Raw genomic sequence first — 19,145 nt, 5'->3', positions numbered from 1 at the left:
GCGTCCCGGGTGAGCAGGCTCACGTTCGCCGCCGCCCGCCACCGGGCGGTCCGTGCACGGAATGCCCCAACGGGCGCGAACCGCAAGGCCAAGCGGCCCCTCGGCGAATTCCCGGACCCTCAATTACGCGTTGGGTAAGGGGTTTCGTCTACGCGCGTTACTGAACGTTCGGCCAACAATCCGCGCCTCCCTGGTTCCGGAAGCCCGCGCCAACTGCCCTAGACTCGAAGGCGTGCCACGTGGTGACGGAAGACTCAACCACGATCTTCTTCCCGGTGAGAAAGGCCCCCAGGACGCTTGCGGCGTCTTCGGTGTCTGGGCTCCCGGCGAGGAGGTCGCCAAGCTCACGTTCTTCGGCCTTTACGCCCTGCAGCACCGCGGTCAGGAATCCGCGGGCATCGCAGTGAGCAACGGCTCCCAGATTCTCGTCTTCAAGGACATGGGGCTCGTTTCCCAGGTCTTCGACGAGGCCTCCCTGGGGTCGTTGCACGGGCATATCGCCGTCGGACACGCCCGCTACTCGACCACCGGTTCCTCGGTCTGGGAGAACGCCCAGCCGACCTTCCGGGCGACCGTTCACGGTTCGCTGGCCCTCGGGCACAACGGAAACCTGGTGAACACCGCCGAACTGGCGGCCATGGTCGCCGAACTGCCCGGTGAGGAGCACGTCTCCCGCTCGGGCCGGGCCGCCGCGACCAACGACACCGACCTGGTGACCGCGCTGCTCGCCGGCCACCCGGACCTCTCCATAGAGGAGACGGCCAAGCTCGTCCTGCCCAAGGTCAAGGGCGCGTTCTCGCTCGTCTTCATGGACGAGCACACGCTCTACGCCGCCCGCGACCCGCAGGGCATCCGCCCGCTGGTCCTCGGCCGGCTGGAGCGCGGCTGGGTGGTCGCCTCCGAGACGGCGGCGCTCGACATCTGCGGCGCCTCCTTCATCCGCGAGGTCGAGCCCGGCGAGCTGATCGCCATCGACGAGAACGGCATGCGGACCTCCCGCTTCGCCGAGGCCAAGCCCAAGGGCTGCGTCTTCGAGTACGTCTACCTGGCCCGCCCCGACACCTCCATCGCCGGCCGCAACGTGCACCTCTCCCGCGTGGAGATGGGCCGCAAGCTGGCCGCCGAGGCGCCCGTCGAGGCCGACCTGGTGATAGCGACCCCGGAGTCCGGTACTCCGGCCGCCATCGGCTACGCCGAGGCCAGCGGCATCCCGTACGGCTCCGGCCTGGTGAAGAACGCCTATGTGGGCCGTACCTTCATCCAGCCCAGCCAGACCATCCGCCAGCTCGGCATCCGCCTCAAGCTCAACCCGCTGAAGGAAGTCATCGCGGGCAAGCGCCTGGTCGTGGTCGACGACTCGATCGTGCGCGGCAACACCCAGCGCGCGCTGGTCCGGATGCTGCGCGAGGCCGGCGCGGCCGAGGTGCACATCCGGATCTCCTCGCCGCCGGTGAAGTGGCCGTGCTTCTTCGGCATCGACTTCGCCACCCGCGCGGAGCTGATCGCCAACGGGATGACCGTCGAGGAGATCGGCCGCACGCTCGGCGCCGACTCGCTCGCCTACATCTCGATCGACGGCATGATCGAAGCCACCAAGCAGCCGAAGGACCGGCTCTGCCGGGCCTGCTTCGACGGCGAGTACCCGATGGAGCTGCCCGACCCGGCGCTGCTCGGGAAACTCCTGCTGGAGGCCGAGATCAAGGGCGGCCAGCAGCCGCCGGCGGTCCGCGGCAAGCCGACCGGCAGCGATCTGGACGGTGTCCAGTCCCTGCTCGGCGGAGCGGGCGCGGCCGACGCCCTGCGCCGCCCCTAGCAAGCCCTGGTGGGGTCCCGGAACCGGGGCCCCACCGCTGTTCCATCCCCCCACTGACCCGAAAGGGCCGCACCGCAGTGACCACGAACCAGAACGGCGCCACCTACGCCGCCGCCGGCGTCGACATCGAGGCGGGCGACCGCGCCGTCGAGCTCATGAAGCAGTGGGTGAAGAAGGCGAGCCGCCCCGAGGTGGTCGGCGGCCTCGGCGGCTTCGCCGGGCTCTTCGACGCGTCCGCCTTCAAGCGCTACGAGCGGCCGCTGCTGGCCTCGGCCACCGACGGTGTGGGGACCAAGGTCGCCATCGCCGCCGCCATGGACAAGCACGACACCATCGGCCACGACCTGGTCGGCATGGTCGTCGACGACCTGGTGGTGTGCGGTGCCGAGCCGCTGTTCATGACCGACTACATCTGCGTCGGCAAGGTCGTGCCCGAGCGGGTCGCCGCCATCGTCAAGGGCATCGCCGAGGGCTGTGCGCTGGCCGGCTGCGCCCTGGTCGGCGGGGAGACCGCCGAGCACCCGGGTCTGCTCGGCCCGGACGAGTACGACGTCGCGGGCGCGGGCACCGGCGTGGTCGAGGCGGACGCGCTGCTGGGCGCGGACCGGGTCCGGGCCGGCGACGTGGTGATCGCGATGGCCGCCTCCGGCCTGCACTCCAACGGCTACTCGCTGGTCCGCCACGTGCTGCTGAACGAGGCCGGCTGGAAGCTGGACCGCAAGGTCGAGGAGTTCGGCCGCACCCTCGGTGAGGAGCTGCTGGAGCCGACCCGGATCTACTCGCTGGACTGCCTGGCGCTCACCCGCGCCACCGAGATCCACGCCTTCTCGCACGTCACCGGCGGCGGCCTGGCGGCCAACCTGGCCCGGGTCATCCCGGACGGCCTGCACGCCCGCCTGGACCGCGGCACCTGGACCCCGCTGCCGGTGTTCCAGACCGTCGCCCAGGTCGGCAAGGTGGCCACCCTGGAGATCGAGAAGACGCTCAACATGGGCGTCGGCATGGTCGCGGTCGTCCCGCCGCACTCGGTGGACGTCGTGCTGTCGGTCCTGGAGGACCGCGGCGTCGAGTCCTGGCTGCTCGGTGACATCGTCGAGCGCGCGGACGGGCACGAGGGCGGCGCGGCGCTCTACAACGCGTACGAGGGCTTCACGGCGGGCTGAGCAGGCCGCCGGATACCCGAAGAGCCCCTCCGGTACCGGAGGGGCTCTTCCCGTCGGGGGCGGACCGCCGGTCCGGCGCCGGACCGGCGAGCCCGGGAAGCCCGGTGCGACGGTCCGGCGGAACGGTCACGGAACAACCCGCGGAACGGCCGCGGGGACGCCGAAAACCGGCCCGGCGCTCTGAGCGCCAGGGCCGGTCAGGCCAGACTGTGACTACGCGCGGCGGCGGGCCTGGGATGGCCCGGTACCCGACTCGGTGTCCTCGTCCTCGTCGTCGTCGGCGTAGCGAGCCGCGTATTCCGCGTAGGGGTCGTCGTCCTCTTCTTCTTCGATCGGCTCTGGCTCGATCGAAGCGGTAGAGGGCGATACGCCCAGCTCGTTGGACAGACGATTGGCGTCAAACCCGCCGCTGTTGTACTTCAGCTCGCGGGCGACCTTCGTCTGCTTGGCCTTGGCCCGGCCGCGCCCCATGGGTCGACCCCCTCAACGATGGGGCTCACGGCCCCGAGTCTGACACGTGTTCATGATCAGGAGCGGCCTGCCCGAATGGGGAGAACCGTCCCTTGGAGCATTAACGGTACCTGTTTCTGCCGCTGGACGGTACGTCGTCAGTGTGACGTGGCGCGCACCTGCCGCACCCGCGACCAGGTCGTCCCAGGTCAGGGGAGGTATTGCGGCGTTTTGCGCGCTGTCCGTAGGTATCTCAGGTCCGTCGTTCCCGGATCGATTATCCCCCCAAGGGGGGCGTTGGATCACCCGATCGGGCGCAGAAGTGAGAATCCGGTTCCACATTGTGATGCGCGGGGGACGGAAGGGACCGTCCCCCGCGCACCGGGGTCACGTGAGCGGGCGTCAGCCCCGGCGGGAAGCCGGCAGCAGGACCGAGCGCAGCGCGCTGATCTCCCGCATCCGCTTCTCCGCCAGGCGGTCGGCGGCGACGGCCGGCGGGACGCCGTCGGCGGTGGCCCGGGTGAAGATCTCCAGAGTGGTGTCGAAGATCTTGGTGGCCTTGTTCTTGGCCCGCTCGAAGTTGAAGCCGTCGATCTCGTCGGCGACCTGGATCACGCCGCCGGAGTTCACCAGGTAGTCCGGGGCGTAGAGGATGCCGCGGTCGGCGAGGTCCTTCTCGACGCCGGGGTGGGCCAGCTGGTTGTTGGCCGCGCCGCAGACGACCGCGGTGCCGAGCTCGCCGAGGGCGGCCACGGTGTCGTCGGTGAGCGCGCCGCCGAGGGCACAGGGGGCGTAGACGTCCAGGCTGGCCCGGAGCAGGGCGGCGGTGTCCGCGACGACCTCCACCTCCGGGTGGGCGGCGCGGACGCGGTTGACGGCGGCCTCGGCGACATCGGTGATGACGACGGTGGCGCCGTCCGCGACCAGGTGGCCGACCAGGTAGTGGCCGACCTTGCCGACGCCCGCGACGCCGACCCGCTTGCCGCGCAGCGTCGGCTGGCCCCAGCGGGCCTGGGCGGTGGCGCGCATGCCCTGGAAGACGCCGAAGGCGGTCAGGATGGAGGAGTCGCCGGCGCCGCCGTGCTCGGGGGAACGGCCCGTCACGAACTCGGTCTCGCGCGCGATGACGTCCATGTCCTGGACGTAGGTGCCCACGTCGCACGCGGTGATGTAGCGGCCGCGCAGCGACTGCACGAAGCGGCCGTAGGCGCGGAGCATCGCCTCGTTCTTGTCCTTGCCGGGATCGCCGATGATGACGGCCTTGCCGCCGCCGAGGTCGAGCCCGGCGAGCGCGTTCTTGTAGGACATGCCGCGCGAGAGGTTCAGCGCGTCCTCCAGTGCCGCCTCCTCGGAGGCGTACGGGAAGAAGCGGGTGCCGCCGAGGGCCGGGCCCAGCGCGGTGGAGTGGATCGCGATGATCGCCTTGAGGCCGGAGCTGCGGTCGTGGCAGAGAACGACCTGCTCGTGGCCGTCGCCGGGGACGCCGTCCTGTTCGGTACGGAAGATCCTGCCGAGCACGCCGGGTGCGGGGTACGTGGCGGATGCGGTCTGTACGTCGGTCACTGTGGTGACTCCAGTATCCGAGGCCCGCTGCTGTGGTGCGGGCGCCTAGGGCGAAGCGTAGTCGTGGGGGCGCCGCCGATCCGCCCTCTTGTCCGAGCTTGCCCAGGTTGTCCGAGGAGTGAGACGGGGGCATGGGGAGAGGGGCGGCGAACGGTTCCCGGCCCGCGCCCTCCCGGGCGGAGGGTGGCGCGTGCGACGATGCAGAACGTGACCGTCGTACGCACCTCCGTACTTCCGCCCTACGCCGCCCACCTGCGGGTCTACGAGCCGCTGGCCGCCTACCCGGAGCCCGACCGCACACGCTGGCAGGTCTATGCGGCGGAGCACGGCCCGGACGCGGCGGCGGCGGAGCGGCCGGTGGCGGCAGCGGTGCTGGAGGAGCAGCGGGAGGCCCTGGCGGAGCTGGTCGGCCGCACGCCCCGGGCGCTGCCGGAGCGGGAGAGCGAGCGGGCCTTCGTCCGGGCCCTGGACGGGGTGCTGTACGTCTGCCCGTGGGCGACCAGGCTGCGCAGCTGGCAGGCGCTGGAGGAGCTGCGGTCGGGGGCGCCGGTGGCGCTGGTGGACACCGCGCTGCCGCCGGCGACCCGGGAGGCCGCGGAGGCGGACCGGGAGCGCTGGCGGGCCGAGCACCCGGACGCCCGGCCGTGGATCCTGACCAGCCGGTGGGAGGTGCCGGTGCGGTGGTTCCTGCCGTTCGGGGAGGAGGACCGCTGCTTCGTTCCGGCCGTGGAGGGGGAGGAAGAGGAGGGGGCGGCGACACTGTTCTATCTGACGCCGATGGCGCAGGCGCGCCGGCGGGTGGCCCGGGCGTACCGGGCGCTGCGCGAGGCGGTGCCGGAGGGGGAGCTGGTGCGGGGGGCGGAACAGGTGGGCCGGTGGCTGGAGGAGTTCCATCCGCGTTCGCTGGTGGAGCTGGACTACGGGGGGCTGGTGCATCTGCTGGGGCCCGAGCGGCTGCTGGCGGACCGTTCGGCGGGGGAGCTGGAGGGCGGGCTGCGCGCGCTGCGGGCGGGGGACATGACGGAGGCGCTGCGGGCGTACGAGGAGCTGACGGCGCGCTGGCGGCGGGTGCTGGCGCTGCGGTACGCGAACTGAGCGGTCCGGGCCGGTCCGGGCCGGCCCGGTTGAGGAGACGTCATCGCTGGCCGGGCCCAGTGTCGGTGGTACTTGTAAGACTGTAAGAGTCCTACGGCCTGAGCGTTATGACCAAGGTCCTGGTTCGGGTCAATAGCTATCGAACGTGACACTACTCACCGTTGACGCGAACTCACCCCTATGTGCAAAAATGGGACAACCAGCCCAACTTCACGTGAGCGTGCCCACTTTTGGGTGGTTCTGGAGTCGATGCGTGCTTTGCGGGGAAACGGAGGGTCTGGTCCCCTCGTAACCGGATGTCGCGATAGCGTGACCGTCCGTTATGGGGTGGTCCATCGCCATCCGTCGGCCTTGAACCCGTGAGGGGTCAATTTTGGCGGTTTGGTCGATAGGGCTGGACGGATGGTGTAGTTGTAGACACCAGGACAAGCCGTTCGTCCTATAACCGACTCGGCCCGTCTATGCCATTTCGGGCATCGCGGGCCAAGGTGCAGAATTTGAAGGATAGAACCGCCCTGGTTCGGTTCTCCCGAGGAGGCCGCTCATGACCGCTCGTACCCCTGATGCTGAGCCGCTGCTGACGCCGGCAGAGGTTGCCACCATGTTCCGCGTAGACCCGAAGACGGTCACCCGCTGGGCCAAGGCGGGCAAGCTGACATCCATTCGCACGCTTGGCGGGCACCGCCGTTATCGCGAGGCGGAGGTGCGTGCTCTGCTGGCCGGCATTCCGGCTCAGCGCACCGAAGCCTGATAGGCCAAAGGCTCTTTAAAGGGGCTGCTAACCGGACTCCGCCGGGTCCGGTAAGCGGCCCCTTTGCCATGCCCGGAGGGCGGTCCGGACGCCCGGCCGGATGTGTTCGGCGGGTTCCGCTCCGACCGGTCGGAATGTTGAACTCCGGATAACGATTTGATGGTTATGAGGTGGGGGGGATTTACTGGTAATGGATGTGCAATTTTATATATTAAATTAATGCCCGTGCGGAGGGGGTGTCGGCTGCCCGGTTTCAGGGAAAGATAAGTGACGACCATCACACGCACGGTCACTTGTGGTCTAGACCTAGTGCGAGGTAATGCGCTGCGCGGTGAAACGCGAGAGGCCCGGAACCAATACGGTTCCGGGCCTCTCGGCTACGGCGATCCCGACGGGACTTGAACCCGCGACCTCCACCTTGACAGGGTGGCGAGCTAACCAACTGCTCCACGGGACCAGAGTGTTCTGATCTCGTTCACTCGCTTGCTGCGCTGCGAACAAGACAGATCGTAGCCCATGGTGGGCCCCCAGGTCGAACTGGCTCCTGAGGGCCCCCGCCCAGCTCAGAGAGCGGCCCGGGCCGCCTCCATCGCCTTCATGATCCGCTTCTCCGAGACGGGCGTCGGCGTGCCGAGCGCCTGGGCGAAGAAACTGACCCGCAGCTCCTCGATCATCCACCGGATCGACCGCAGCTCCGGGGACGGCTGCTGCCCGGCCGGGACGGCCGCCAGCAGCTCCCCGTAGGCCTGCTGCACCTGCTGGACCTTCAGCAGCTGCTGGGCGTCCCGCTGCGGGTGGTTGGGCAGTGCCTCCAGCCGGCGGTCCACCGCCAGCAGATAGCGCTTGAGGTCCGGCAGCCGCTGCCAGCCGGTGGCCGTGACGAAGCCGGGGTACACCAGCGAGGCCAGATGCAGCCGGATGTCGTTCACGGCGTTCAGCAGCACCGGGCTGCTCACCGACTTCAGCCGGGTCGACGCCTTGTGGAAGGCGATCAGGGCGGTGGCCGTCTTCAGCGTGGTGTCCGCCGAGAGGTCGTACAGATCGGCCCGCACCTTGTCGTGCAGCTTGCCGAAGGCCGCCTCGTCCCAGGCCGGGCCTCCGGCCAGGGTCATCAGCCGGTCGGTGGCGCAGGCGACGACGTCCTCGAACAGCGCCGGGATCGAGCCGTGCGGGTTGTAGGAGAGCGCCAGCTTCGCCTGGTTGCCCAGCCGGCCCTGGATCGACTTGGCGGGGGAGTTGGTGGTCAGCGTCAGCAGCCGCCGGGTGCCCTCCCACATCGCCTGGGCCTGCGCCTGCGGGGTGTCGAACAGCTTGATGCCGACGGCCTCGCGCTCGTCCACCAGCGCCGGGTAGGCGCGCAGCGAGTGGCCGCGCGAGCGCTGCTCGAAGGTGCGCTGGAGCACCGGCAGCGAGGCCGGCCAGGCGGTCAGCCCGCTCTGCTCGATGCCCTGGCCGGAGGCGGCCGAGGAGAGCGTCTCCTTCAGCTTGGGCTTCAGCAGCAGCCGCAGTTCCTCGAGGTCCTTGGACTCGGCGAGCTTCTTGCGGCCGTCCACCACCCGGAAGGTCACCCTGAGGTGGTCGGGCACCCGCTCGTCGTCCCAGGCCTCGGGCGGTACGGTGACCGCCGTCAGCCGCTTGAGGACGTGCTCCAGGGTCGGCAGCAGCGGCTCCTGCCGGTCCTTCACCTGGCGCAGCGCGGCCTTCGCGAAGTCCGGGGCCGGGACGAAGTTGCGCCGGATCGCCTTGGGCAGCGCCCGGATGTAGGCGGTGACCAGCTCCTCGCGCAGGCCAGGGATCTGCCAGTCGAAGCCCTCGGCGGTGACCTGGTTGAGCACCGGGAGCGGGATGTGGACGGTCACGCCGTCCGCGTCGCTGCCCGGCTCGAACTGGTAGGTCAGCTTGAAGCGGAGCTTGCCCTGCTGCCAGTAGTCCGGGTAGTCCGCCTCGGTGACGCCGTCCGCCGAGTCGTTGATCAGCATCGACTTCTCGAAGTTGAGCAGGTCCGGCTGCTCGTGCCGGGCCTTCTTCCACCAGGAGTCGAAGTGCCGGGTGGAGACGATGTCGTCCGGCAGCCGGCTGTCGTAGAAGTCGAACAGGGTCTGGTCGTCGACCATGATGTCCCGGCGGCGGGCCCGGTTCTCGAGCTCCTCGACCTCGCTCAGCAGCTTGCGGTTCTCGGCGAAGAACTTGTGGTGGGTCTCCCAGTCGCCCTCGACCAGCGCGTTGCGGATGAACAGCTCGCGGCAGAGCTCGGGGTCGATCCGGCCGTAGTTGATCTTCCGCTGGGCGACGACCGGCATCCCGTAGAGGGTCACCTTCTCGTACGCCAGCACCGCGCCGGCCTTCTTCTCCCAGTGCGGTTCGCTGTAGCTGCGCTTGATCAGGTGGCCGGCCAGCGGCTCCACCCACTCGGGCTCGATCTTCGCGTTGATCCGGGCCCAGAGCCGGGAGGTCTCGACCAGCTCGGCGGACATCACCCAGCGCGGGGGCTTCTTGAACAGGCCGGAGCCGGGGAAGACGGCGAACCGGGCGCCGCGCGCGCCGCCGTACTCGCGCTTCTCCACGTCGTACAGGCCGATGTGCGAGAGCAGACCGGCCAGCAGGGACTGGTGGATCCGGTCGGCGTCCGGCTCGGCGTCCGGGTGCGGCTCCTCGATCATCACGCCCAGCTGCCTGGCGACGGTGCGCAGCTGGGAGTAGATGTCCTGCCACTCCCGTATCCGAAGGTAGTTCAGGAACTCCGCCTTGCACATCCGGCGGAAGGCGGAGGAGGAGAGCTCCTTCTGCTGCTCCCTCACATAGCGCCACATGGCGAGATAGGCGAGGAAGTCGGAGGTCTCCGAGGCGAAGCGGCGGTGGCGGTCGTCGGCGGCCTGGCGCTTCTCGGTGGGGCGTTCGCGCGGGTCCTGGATGGAGAGCGCGGCGGCGATCACCATGACGTCGCGGACGCAGCCGTTCTTGTCGGCCTCCAGCACCATCCGGGCCATCCGCGGGTCCACCGGGAGCTGGGCCAGCTGGCGGCCCAGCGGGGTGAGGCGCTTGCGGACGTCCTGCTCGGCCGGGTCGAGGGCGCCGAGCTCGTGCAGGAGGTTGACGCCGTCCTTGATGTTGCGGGAGTCCGGCGGGTCCAGGAACGGGAAGGCGGCGATGTCGCCGAGGCCGGCGGCGGTCATCTGGAGGATGACCGAGGCCAGGTTGGTGCGCAGGATCTCGGCGTCGGTGAACTCGGGGCGGGCGAGGAAGTCCTCCTCCGAGTACAGCCGGATGCAGATGCCGTCCGAGGTACGGCCGCAGCGGCCCTTGCGCTGGTTGGCGCTGGCCTGGCTGACCGCCTCGATCGGCAGCCGTTGCACCTTGGTGCGGTGGCTGTAGCGGGAGATGCGGGCGGTGCCCGGGTCGATCACGTACTTGATGCCCGGGACGGTGAGGGAGGTCTCGGCGACGTTGGTGGCGAGCACGATCCGGCGGCTGCTGGAACGCTGGAACACCTTGTGCTGCTCGGCCGAGCTCAGCCGGGCGTAGAGCGGGAGGACCTCGGTGAACTTCAGTTTCAGTTTGTTGAGCGCGTCGGCGGTGTCGCGGATCTCGCGCTCGCCGGAGAGGAAGACCAGGATGTCGCCCGGGCCCTCGGCCTGGAGTTCCTCGGCGGCGTCGCAGATCGCCTGGATCTGGTCGCGGTCGCGGTCCACGTCGGAGGCCTCGTCGGCGTCGTCCGTCTCGTCGACGATCGGGCGGTAGCGGACCTCGACCGGGTAGGTGCGGCCGGACACCTCGACGATCGGGGCATCGCCGAAGTGGCGGGCGAAGCGCTCGGGGTCGATGGTCGCCGAGGTGATGACGACCTTGAGGTCCGGGCGGCGGGGGAGCAACTGCTTGACGTACCCGAGGATGAAGTCGATGTTGAGGCTGCGCTCGTGCGCCTCGTCGATGATCAGGGTGTCGTACTGGCGCAGCTCGCGGTCGGTCTGGATCTCCGCGAGCAGGATGCCGTCGGTCATCAGCTTGACCAGGGTGTCCTGGCCCACCTGGTCGGTGAACCGGACCTTCCAGCCGACCGCCTCGCCGAGCGGGGTGCGCAACTCCTCGGCGACGCGCTCGGCCACGGTACGGGCGGCGATCCGGCGGGGCTGGGTGTGGCCGACCAGGCCCTTGACGCCGCGGCCCAGCTCCAGGCAGATCTTCGGGATCTGGGTGGTCTTGCCGGAGCCGGTCTCGCCCGCCACGATCACCACCTGGTGGTCGCGGATGGCCGCCAGGATCTCGTCCTTCTTCTGGCTGACCGGCAGCTCCGCCGGGTAGGTGATCTCCGGTACGGCGGCGCGGCGCTGCTCCACCAGCAGCTCGGCCCGGTCGATGTCGGCGGCGATCTCGGAGGTGATCTTCTGCTGGGCGTCGGGCTTGCGGACCCGCCGGGCGCCCTCCAGCCGGCGCCCGATCCGTACCTGGTCGCGCAGGGTCAGCTCGGGCAGACGGGCGGCCAGCTCGCCGATGCCGAGGCCCACGATGGGCGCGTTGGCGGACTGGACTGCGGGAGAACTCACTGCGGGCATCCCTCTAGGTTCGCAAGGAGGTGCGGCGGCGCGCACCTCAGTTTTCGAGCTCCTCCAGTGTCACAGCCGGTGGCGGAGAAGTGCGAACCCCGGGCGGGCGGGGCGCGCGAGCCACCCGGAGGCGTGCGGTACGGCGGCGCGCCGGGCCGTGCAACGGAACCGACGGATTCAGGGCCGGTCGAGGCGGGACACCTGGTAGTGGCCGATGAACCAGCCGCCCTCCGCCGCGCGCCGCACCAGCACGCCGAGGCGGACGCCCAGCGTGGGCCGGTCGGTGAACGAGAAGTCGACGCCCAGGTAGCCGAGCACGAGATCGTCGGCGAGCCGTCTGGTCTCCAGAATCCGGTATTCGGCCGTCATCCCGAGGGGCTGGGAGTCGTAGTAGTCGGCGACGCCCTGCCTCCCGACGCTGTAGGGGTGCAGCCCCTGGAAGATCGCGTCCTCGGTGAAGCAGGCGGCGACCCGTTGCGGTTCGTGCGCGTCGACGGCGGCCTTCCAGCGGTCGAGGACGCCGCGCAGGACCGTTTCGGGGCCGGCCGTGCCGCTGGTGGCCGTCGGAGTGTGCTCCTGGGCCGGTCCGGGTGCCGGGCGGCCCGGGTCGCTCGGGTGCGGGGACAGCGCCGTCACCGTGTCGTGCCGCCACACCCGCAGCGGCATCGACGCCAGCACCTGCTCCAACCGCTCGGCGTCGTCCGCGCTGAACAGCCCCCAGGTGCGCCACTCACCCGGGGCGAGCGGCGGCCGCCAGAGGCGCAGCAGGCTTCCCCGCGCGGCCAGTTCCCGCGCCCGCACCGACTCCCGGGCCCGGATCTCCGCCACCTCCTCCTCGGAGGTGCCCTCCGGAACAGCGGTCACCATGTCGACCAGGAACTCCATGCGTGGCTCTCCTCATCACGGCAGCCCCCTCCGACACCGCAGACCCTAACGCCGGAACCGGACCGCCCGGCGGTCACACCCGGGCACGGCGCGGCTCGGTGCGGTGACGGCCTCCACCGCCACCGTGCCGGGCGCGTCGGGGTGCGCCGGGCGGGCGGCGGGCCGGCGGGGGAGAATGGAGCCTCCGGATCCGGGCAGGTGGTGACGATGCCAGCGTGGCGTCTGCGCGACTATCACGACGACGACCTGGACCAGGCGATCCAGATCTGGGACCAGACCCGCCAGGCCGACGACGGGGATCCGGCGTTCTCCGTCTCCGAGGCGATGGCCGCGGGCCAGTCCGGCCGGACGGCGGTGGTCGCGGTGGTCGGCGACGAACTGGCCGGCATGGTGGCGGCGCAGGCGAACGGTGAGCGGGCGTGGATCCTGCTCGTGGCACTGGCGTCCCGGTGGCGCAACCGGGGGATCGGCAGCGCCCTGCTCGCCGAGCTGGGAAAGCGGCTGCGGGCACTGGGCGTGCGCCGGATCGGCGCCCTGCTGCCGGCCTCCGCCACCGGCGCGAAGGCCCTGGAGAACTCCGGCTACCTGCCGCGCGACGGCCTCACCTACTACGAACGGCTGGAGCCGCCCGAAACCGCCAACGCCGACGTGATCGCGAGCCTGGGCGGACTGATGCTGCCCCCGGGCCGCTGGGAGGCGATGGCGGGCATGGAGCGGGAGAAGCAGGTCGTCGAACGCCGGATCGTGCTGCCGCTGACGGAACCCGCGCTGGCCGACCGCTACGGCGTCGCGCCACCGAAGGCGGCCATTCTCTTCGGCCCGCCCGGCACCGGGAAGACCAGCTTCGCCAAGGCCGTCGCCTCCCGGCTGAACTGGCCGTTCGTGGAGCTGTTCCCGTCCCGGCTGGCGGCCGACACCGATGACGGCCTGGCCGCCGCGCTGCGGGACGCCTTCGCCGAACTCGCCGGGCTGGACGCGGTGCTGGTGTTCATCGACGAGGTCGAGGAGATCGCCGGGACACGCTCGGGCCACGCCGTCGACGCCAGCCACGGGGTGACCAACGAACTGCTCAAGCTCATCCCCGGTTTCCGCGAGCACGACGCCCGGCTGCTGATCTGCGCCACCAACTCCGTACGCTCCCTCGACCAGGCCTTCCTGCGCCCGGGCCGCTTCGACTACGTCATCCCGATCGGGCCGCCGAATCCGGCGGCCCGGAAGGCGATCTGGGTCCGGTACCTCGGGGCGTCCGCCGAGGCGGTGGACGTGGACGAACTGGTGCGGGCCAGCGAGCTGTTCACCCCGGCCGACATCGAGTTCGCCGCCCGCAAGGGCGCGCAGACGGCGTTCGAACGCGAGGTCGTCCACCGCCGTGGCGAGCCGGCCACCACCGAGGACTATCTCACCGCGGTCGCCGACACCCGGCCGACCCTCACCGCCCAGGCGATCCAGGAGTTCACCGAGGACATCGAGACCCGCAGCCGCCTCTGACCCCGCCGGGCCGACCGGCGGGGCCCCACCGCCTCGTGGCCGGAGCCGGGTGGTGTCCTCCCGGTTCGGTCCTGGCGATGCCGCCGATTCACTGCGCTCGGTGGGGTGAAGACCGCACAGAGCCTCGCGGCCTCGCTTGCCGACCGCGATCCAGCCGACGAGGCCTCGGACCTGTTCGACAGTGGGTGGCCGCTCGCGTTCCATCGGCGCTTCCTGCCTGCCTTGGGCCTGACGGATTCCGTCATCGAGGACCGGCGCGCCGCCCTTCCCGAGGCGGAGAAGAACGACCTTCTGCTGCGCCTTGCACGTACTTGCTGCGGGGGAGGGGAGCGTGGCCATCCGCTGTCCCGGTGGCGCCGAACAGCACAAAAAAGATGCCCCGAAGCGAATCGCTTCGGGGCATCTTGCCTTTTCAGGCCTTTGTGGCCAGGGCCGGGGTCGAACCGGCGACCTTCCGCTTTTCAGGCGGACGCTCGTACCAACTGAGCTACCTGGCCGTACTGCACCGTCTCTTGCGAGACGAGCGATCCCGACGGGACTTGAACCCGCGACCTCCACCTTGACAGGGTGGCGAGCTAACCAACTGCTCCACGGGACCTTGTGTGGTGTGACACCACTAGGTCTTGCGGTACTGCACTGTACTACGGTACTGCGTGCCCCCAACGGGATTCGAACCCGTGCTACCGCCTTGAAAGGGCGGCGTCCTGGGCCACTAGACGATGAGGGCTTGCGGCCTGTCCCGCTGTTTCCAGCGCTCGGGGACGTCGAGAAGCATATGGGATGTCGGGCGGATCGCCAAAACGGGTTTCGGCCAGGTGGGGCGAGGGTCCCGGGGCGGGGCGGTCAGGACCAGCCGAGCTCGTCGAGCTCGTGGTCGTCGAAGCCGAAGTGGTGGGCGACCTCGTGGATCACCGTGGTGCGGACCTCGTCGACCACCTGCTCACGGGTCTCGCACTGCCGCAGGGTCGGGCCCCGGTAGACGAGGATCCGATCGGGCAGGACGCCCGCGTACCACTCGCCGCGCTCGGTGAGCGGGGTGCCCTCGTAGAGGCCGAGGAGTTCCGGGTCGGCGGGGTCGGGCTCGTCCTCGACGAACACCGCCACGTTGTCCATCATCGCCGCGAGCTGCGGGGGAATCTGATCGAGGGCGTCACTGACCAGCATCTCGAACTCTTCCCGGGTCATCTCCACCGGATCATTGTCGGGTCTGCGGTGACGGTGTGCCAGGTGGCCGGGGCCGGTGTTTGATGGGCCCATGACGACCTCGGACGACACGGCGAGGGCGCGGCCCGGGGCGGTGGCACCACGCCGGCCCCCGGTGCTGCGCGGGCAGGGGCCGGTGGTGGCGGTGGTCGCGGCGGGCGGGGCGCTCGGCGCGTCGGCCCGGTACGGGGCCGCGCTGCTCTGGCCGAACGGGCTGGCGCAGTTCCCGTGGACCACGCTGGTGGTGAACGTGCTCGGCTGCGCGGTGATCGGCGTCTTCCTGGTGGCGATCACCGAGGGACGGCCCGCGCATCCGCTGCTGCGGCCGTTCTTCGGGACCGGGGTGCTGGGCGGGTTCACCACGTTCTCCACGTACGCGGTGGACATCCGGCGGCTGGTCGGGGAGGGGCGTCCGGGGGTCGGGCTGGCGTACCTGGGGCTGACGCTGCTGGCGGCGCTGGCCGCGGTGTGGGCGGCGGCCGCCGTGACGCGCCGTCTGATCCGGCGGGGCGCGGGGGAGCCGCGAGGGGGGCCGGGGTGAACTGGCTGCTGGTGGTGGCCGGAGCGGTGGTCGGCGCGCCGCTGCGGTACCTGACCGACCGGGCGGTGCAGGCCCGGCACGACTCGGCGTTCCCGTGGGGCACCTTCGCCGTGAACGTGGCCGGCAGCCTGGTGCTCGGGCTGGTGGCGGGCGCGGTGGCGGCGGGCGCGGCGTCCTCGCACGTCCAGCTGCTGCTCGGCACCGGGTTCTGCGGGGCGCTGACCACGTACTCGACCTTCTCGTACGAGACGCTGCGGCTGGTCGAGGGCGGGGCCGGCGGTTACGCGCTCGCCAATGTGGCGGGCAGCGTGGTGGCGGGCCTGGCGGCGGTGTACGCGGGGACGGGGCTGGCCTCGGCGCTCTGGGGGTAGGGCCCGGCCGGGGAGGGGGCCGGGGCGTCGGCGTTGCGCCGGGTGGATGGTGTCCGCCGCTTCCTGCCGCGCTGCCCGTGTCCCGGTGGCCCGCGCGCGCGTTGGGCACCGAAAGTGGCCGTGCGCAGCGGGCGGCCGGGTGGGGCGTAGAGAGGGAGCTCGGTGGTTTCGGTGCGGGAGGTGGCGGTCCGGCGGACGGATCCGCGGGCGACGGCCGTCCGGACAGGTGTGGTGCGGGTCGCGGCGGCGCTGGCGGCGGCCGGGCTGGGACTGACCGGGTGCATGTCGGTGGGGTCGGGTGCGGACGAGAAGCGCGGCGCGGTGCCGGTCGGGGCGGTCGGGGCGTCCGGCAAGCCCACCGGCGGGGCGTCGGCCACGCCGGGTGCCGTCGGTCACCAGGGCGGTGCCTCGGGGCGTGCGGAGCGTCCCGGGGGCTTGCAGGGCGCGAACGCGCCGGGCGTGAGCCTGGCCCCGATGTCCGGCGATGGGGCGCCCGGCGTGAACGGCGCTCCCATCGATGCGGCGCCCGTACCGGATGCCGCCCCGGGTGGGGCCGCGCCCGGCGCGAACGGCGCGGCCGGGGGCGTGAGTGCCAGCCCTCCACCTCATCCGGGGGCCGGTTCGGCAGCCGGCGGGTCGACCGGCGGTGCGGGCGGCTCAGACGGCACGGGCGGCGGCACCGGCGAGGGGCGGTCCGGCGGCGGTACGGCGAGCACCCCGGCGGCGAGCCCGACCGGGGGGCCCGCCACGCCGCCCGGCGCCGGGCACACCTCGCCCGCCTCGACCGTCCCACCGGGGCCAGGGCCGTCGCCCAGCAGCTCCGGATCCTCGGCCCCGAGCCCTGGCGCGGGTGGGCACTAATGGTCTGGCCAGGGCATTTGCCTCTGATCCCCAGGTTCGTCTATGGTGGTAGATCGTTCGTTTGATTCATTTGACTGGCGCCCTATCCCCATCTGGCGCCCTTGGCGCGTTCCGGCGATCCGTGGCTGACCGCATAGAGGCGGTTGTGAAACAGAACCCGGACTTTGGCGCGTGCCACTTCCGGAAGGTTTTGCATGTCTCTCGTTGACGACGCCCGCTTCGCCATGCCTGCGAGCGAGTCCGCCGCCGATGTCACCACCGAATCCACCACCGACGCGGTCGAGGTCGAGCTGATCGACGACGCCGCCGAGGCCACCGACGCCGCCGAGGTCGAGACCGACGAGGTCGCGGCCGAGGAGGACGCCGAGCCCACCCTCACCTTCGGCGACCTGGGCCTGCACGACGACGTCGTGCGTGCCCTCGCCAAGCGCGGTGTCACCACCCCGTTCCCGATCCAGGCCGCGACCATCCCGGACGCCCTGGCCGGCAAGGACGTCCTGGGCCGCGGCCGCACCGGCTCCGGCAAGACCCTCAGCTTCGGCCTGCCGCTGCTGACCCGCCTCGCCGACGGCGAGCGCACCAAGCCCAAGCACCCGCGCGGCCTGATCCTCGTCCCGACCCGCGAGCTGGCGATGCAGGTCGCCGACGCCCTGGAGCCGTTCGGCTCGGTGCTCGGCCTCAAGCTGAAGGTCGTCTGCGGCGGCACCTCGATGTCGAACCAGATCTACGCGCTGGAGCGCGGCGTCGACATCCTCGTCGCCACCCCCGGCCGTCTGCGGGACCTGATCAACCGTGGCAGCGCCAAGCTCGCGGACGTCCGGACCGTCGTGCTCGACGAGGCCGACCAGATGGCCGACATGGGCTTCCTGCCCGAGGTCACCGAGATCCTCGACCAGGTGCCGGCCGGCGGCCAGCGCCTGCTGTTCTCCGCCACCCTGGAGAACGAGATCGACACCCTGGTCAAGCGCTACCTGAAGAACCCGGTCACCCACGAGGTCGACCCGTCGGCCGGCGCGGTCACCACCATGACCCACCACATCCTCGTGGTGAAGCCCAAGGACAAGGCGCCGATCACCAACGCGATCGCCGCCCGCAAGGGCCGCACGATCATCTTCGTCCGCACCCAGATGGGCGCCGACCGCGTCGCCGAGCAGCTCATCGAGGCCGGCGTGAAGGCCGACGCGCTGCACGGCGGCATGACCCAGGGCGCCCGTACCCGCGTCCTCGGCGACTTCAAGGACGGCTACGTCAACGTCGTCGTCGCCACCGACGTCGCCGCCCGCGGCATCCACGTCGACGGCATCGACCTGGTCCTCAACGTGGACCCGGCCGGCGACCACAAGGACTACCTGCACCGCTCCGGCCGCACCGCGCGGGCCGGCCGCTCCGGCGCCGTCGTCACCCTGGTGCTGCCGCACCAGCGCCGTGGCGTCTTCCGCCTGATGGAGGACGCGGGCGTCGACGCCTCGCGTCACATCCTCGACCACGCCTTCGACGCCGAGGTCGCCAAGATCACCGGCGCCCGTTCGCTGATCGAGGTCCAGGCCGAGAGCGCGGCCGGCATCGCCGGTGCCGCCGAGCGCGAGCTCGCCGACATGACCCGCCAGCTGGAGCGCGCGCAGCGCCGCGCCACCGAGCTGCGCGAGGAGGCCGACCGCCTGTCCGCGCGTGCCGCGCGCGAGCGGGCCGAGCTGGGCATCGAGGACGAGGCGCCGGCCGCCGAGACCACCGAGGCCACGGACGAGGCGGCCGCCGCCGCGCCGGTGGCGACGGAGGAGCGCACCCCCGCGTACCGCGAGGCCCGCAACGAGCGTCCGTCGTTCAACCGCGACCGTGACCGCGATGACCGTGGTGGTCGTTCGGGTGGTTTCGACCGCGAGCGTTCGGGCGGCTTCAACCGTGACCGTGACGACCGTGGTGGTCGTTCGGGTGGCTTCAACCGTGACCGCGATGACCGTGGTGGTCGTTCGGGTGGTTTCGACCGCGAGCGTTCCGGTGGCTTCAACCGTGACCGTGACGACCGTGGTGGTCGTTCGGGTGGCTTCAACCGTGACCGCGATGACCGTGGTGGTCGTTCGGGTGGTTTCGACCGCGAGCGTTCCGGTGGCTTCAACCGTGACCGTGACGACCGCGGTGGCCGTTCGGGCGGCTTCGGCGACCGTCCGGCGCGCTCCTTCGGTGACCGTCCGGCCTTCGGCCGGGACCGTGACGAGCGCGGTGGCAGCAGCAGCCGTCCGTTCGCCCGCCGTGACGACCACCGCTCCGGCGGCCGTCCGCAGGCCTCCGGTGGCTTCAACCGTGACCGTGACGACCGCGGTGGCCGTTCGGGCGGCTTCGACCGCGAGCGTTCGGGCGGCTTCAACCGCGACGACCGCAAGCCGCGCTGGAAGAACTGACATCGCGTATCCGATGTCGCGTAG

The 19,145-nt window shown here is 71.1% G+C and carries 13 protein-coding genes, 4 tRNA genes and 1 pseudogene; 8 read left to right on the top strand and 10 right to left on the bottom strand.

The features are described from left to right. Positions 1-232: 232 nt before the first annotated feature. Entirely contained in the window at positions 233-1,813 is a 1,581-nt protein-coding gene (purF, locus tag ACIO5D_RS22145; RefSeq protein ID WP_363605438.1) for an amidophosphoribosyltransferase, read from the top strand. Between the two features lie 77 nt (positions 1,814-1,890). Beyond that, positions 1,891-2,976, top strand: coding sequence for a phosphoribosylformylglycinamidine cyclo-ligase (purM, locus tag ACIO5D_RS22140; RefSeq protein WP_400797174.1), 1,086 nt, complete (start codon positions 1,891-1,893; stop codon positions 2,974-2,976). Between the two features lie 213 nt (positions 2,977-3,189). On the opposite strand, the gene ACIO5D_RS22135 is transcribed toward purM, so the two are convergent. Beyond that, complete coding sequence (locus tag ACIO5D_RS22135) at positions 3,190-3,447, bottom strand: DUF3073 domain-containing protein (protein ID WP_400797171.1); 258 nt, start codon at positions 3,445-3,447, stop codon at positions 3,190-3,192. 381 nt (positions 3,448-3,828) lie between these two features. Further along, entirely contained in the window at positions 3,829-4,989 is a 1,161-nt protein-coding gene (locus ACIO5D_RS22130) for a Glu/Leu/Phe/Val dehydrogenase dimerization domain-containing protein (RefSeq protein ID WP_400657256.1), read from the bottom strand. A gap of 198 nt (positions 4,990-5,187) precedes the next feature. Between ACIO5D_RS22130 and ACIO5D_RS22125 the strand changes: the two genes are divergently transcribed. Then, positions 5,188-6,084 (top strand): hypothetical protein, encoded by an 897-nt coding sequence (locus tag ACIO5D_RS22125; RefSeq protein WP_363605444.1) that lies wholly within the window; start codon positions 5,188-5,190, stop codon positions 6,082-6,084. Between the two features lie 544 nt (positions 6,085-6,628). After that, positions 6,629-6,835, top strand: a complete 207-nt coding sequence (gene bldC / locus ACIO5D_RS22120; protein WP_014137253.1) for a developmental transcriptional regulator BldC — start codon at positions 6,629-6,631, stop codon at positions 6,833-6,835. Positions 6,836-7,218: 383 nt separating this feature from the next. On the opposite strand, the gene ACIO5D_RS22115 is transcribed toward bldC, so the two are convergent. The 4 genes and pseudogenes from ACIO5D_RS22115 to ACIO5D_RS22100 form a co-directional block, all read right to left on the bottom strand. After that, positions 7,219-7,292, bottom strand: a tRNA-Asp gene (locus ACIO5D_RS22115). A gap of 106 nt (positions 7,293-7,398) precedes the next feature. After that, positions 7,399-11,385, bottom strand: a complete 3,987-nt coding sequence (gene hrpA / locus ACIO5D_RS22110) for an ATP-dependent RNA helicase HrpA (protein ID WP_400797168.1) — start codon at positions 11,383-11,385, stop codon at positions 7,399-7,401. A 168-nt stretch (positions 11,386-11,553) separates the two neighbouring features. Further along, positions 11,554-11,904, bottom strand: coding sequence for an SgcJ/EcaC family oxidoreductase (locus ACIO5D_RS22105; protein WP_400797322.1), 351 nt, complete (start codon positions 11,902-11,904; stop codon positions 11,554-11,556). A gap of 90 nt (positions 11,905-11,994) precedes the next feature. Continuing rightward, positions 11,995-12,261, bottom strand: a pseudogene (locus ACIO5D_RS22100) (muconolactone Delta-isomerase family protein); the annotation flags it as partial. 207 nt (positions 12,262-12,468) lie between these two features. Between ACIO5D_RS22100 and ACIO5D_RS22095 the strand changes: the two are divergent. Then, the gene (locus tag ACIO5D_RS22095) at positions 12,469-13,749 is read left to right on the top strand and encodes an ATP-binding protein (RefSeq protein WP_400757904.1); all 1,281 of its coding nucleotides are present in this window, start codon (positions 12,469-12,471) and stop codon (positions 13,747-13,749) included. 423 nt (positions 13,750-14,172) lie between these two features. Here ACIO5D_RS22095 and ACIO5D_RS22090 read toward each other — a convergent pair. The 4 genes from ACIO5D_RS22090 to ACIO5D_RS22075 form a co-directional block, all read right to left on the bottom strand. Beyond that, positions 14,173-14,246, bottom strand: a tRNA-Phe gene (locus ACIO5D_RS22090). Between the two features lie 27 nt (positions 14,247-14,273). Then, positions 14,274-14,347: transfer RNA gene (locus tag ACIO5D_RS22085), tRNA-Asp, on the bottom strand. A gap of 56 nt (positions 14,348-14,403) precedes the next feature. Next, positions 14,404-14,476 (bottom strand) — tRNA-Glu (locus ACIO5D_RS22080). Positions 14,477-14,592: 116 nt separating this feature from the next. Further along, positions 14,593-14,934, bottom strand: coding sequence for a metallopeptidase family protein (locus ACIO5D_RS22075; protein ID WP_363611053.1), 342 nt, complete (start codon positions 14,932-14,934; stop codon positions 14,593-14,595). 70 nt (positions 14,935-15,004) lie between these two features. On the opposite strand from ACIO5D_RS22075, the gene ACIO5D_RS22070 reads away from it, so the two are divergent. The 3 genes from ACIO5D_RS22070 to ACIO5D_RS22060 all read left to right on the top strand — a co-directional run bounded on the left by ACIO5D_RS22070 (position 15,005) and on the right by ACIO5D_RS22060 (position 19,121). After that, the gene (locus ACIO5D_RS22070) at positions 15,005-15,493 is read left to right on the top strand and encodes a fluoride efflux transporter FluC (protein ID WP_400797166.1); all 489 of its coding nucleotides are present in this window, start codon (positions 15,005-15,007) and stop codon (positions 15,491-15,493) included. Then, the gene (gene crcB, locus ACIO5D_RS22065; protein ID WP_363611049.1) at positions 15,490-15,864 is read left to right on the top strand and encodes a fluoride efflux transporter CrcB; all 375 of its coding nucleotides are present in this window, start codon (positions 15,490-15,492) and stop codon (positions 15,862-15,864) included. Before ACIO5D_RS22070 ends, crcB begins: the two co-directional genes overlap by 4 nt. 1,055 nt (positions 15,865-16,919) lie before the next feature. Further along, positions 16,920-19,121, top strand: coding sequence for a DEAD/DEAH box helicase (locus ACIO5D_RS22060; RefSeq protein ID WP_400797163.1), 2,202 nt, complete (start codon positions 16,920-16,922; stop codon positions 19,119-19,121). The last annotated feature ends 24 nt before the right edge of the window (positions 19,122-19,145 follow it).

The organism is Kitasatospora sp. NPDC087315, assembly GCF_044744345.1.
GTDB lineage: Bacteria > Actinomycetota > Actinomycetes > Streptomycetales > Streptomycetaceae > Kitasatospora.
This window is presented reverse-complemented; position numbering and strand designations above follow the sequence as displayed.

Bases quoted from the DNA above. Each gene is read 5' to 3' on its own strand.
- ACIO5D_RS22135 (WP_400797171.1), bottom strand. From the start codon at position 3,447: ATGGGGCGCGGCCGGGCCAAGGCCAAGCAGACGAAGGTCGCCCGCGAG.
- ACIO5D_RS22125 (WP_363605444.1), top strand. From the start codon at position 5,188: ATGCAGAACGTGACCGTCGTACGCACCTCCGTACTTCCGCCCTACGCC.
- bldC (WP_014137253.1), top strand. From the start codon at position 6,629: ATGACCGCTCGTACCCCTGATGCTGAGCCGCTGCTGACGCCGGCAGAG.
- hrpA (WP_400797168.1), bottom strand. From the start codon at position 11,385: ATGCCCGCAGTGAGTTCTCCCGCAGTCCAGTCCGCCAACGCGCCCATC.
- ACIO5D_RS22095 (WP_400757904.1), top strand. From the start codon at position 12,469: ATGCCAGCGTGGCGTCTGCGCGACTATCACGACGACGACCTGGACCAG.
- ACIO5D_RS22075 (WP_363611053.1), bottom strand. From the start codon at position 14,934: ATGACCCGGGAAGAGTTCGAGATGCTGGTCAGTGACGCCCTCGATCAG.
- ACIO5D_RS22070 (WP_400797166.1), top strand. From the start codon at position 15,005: ATGACGACCTCGGACGACACGGCGAGGGCGCGGCCCGGGGCGGTGGCA.
- ACIO5D_RS22060 (WP_400797163.1), top strand. From the start codon at position 16,920: ATGTCTCTCGTTGACGACGCCCGCTTCGCCATGCCTGCGAGCGAGTCC.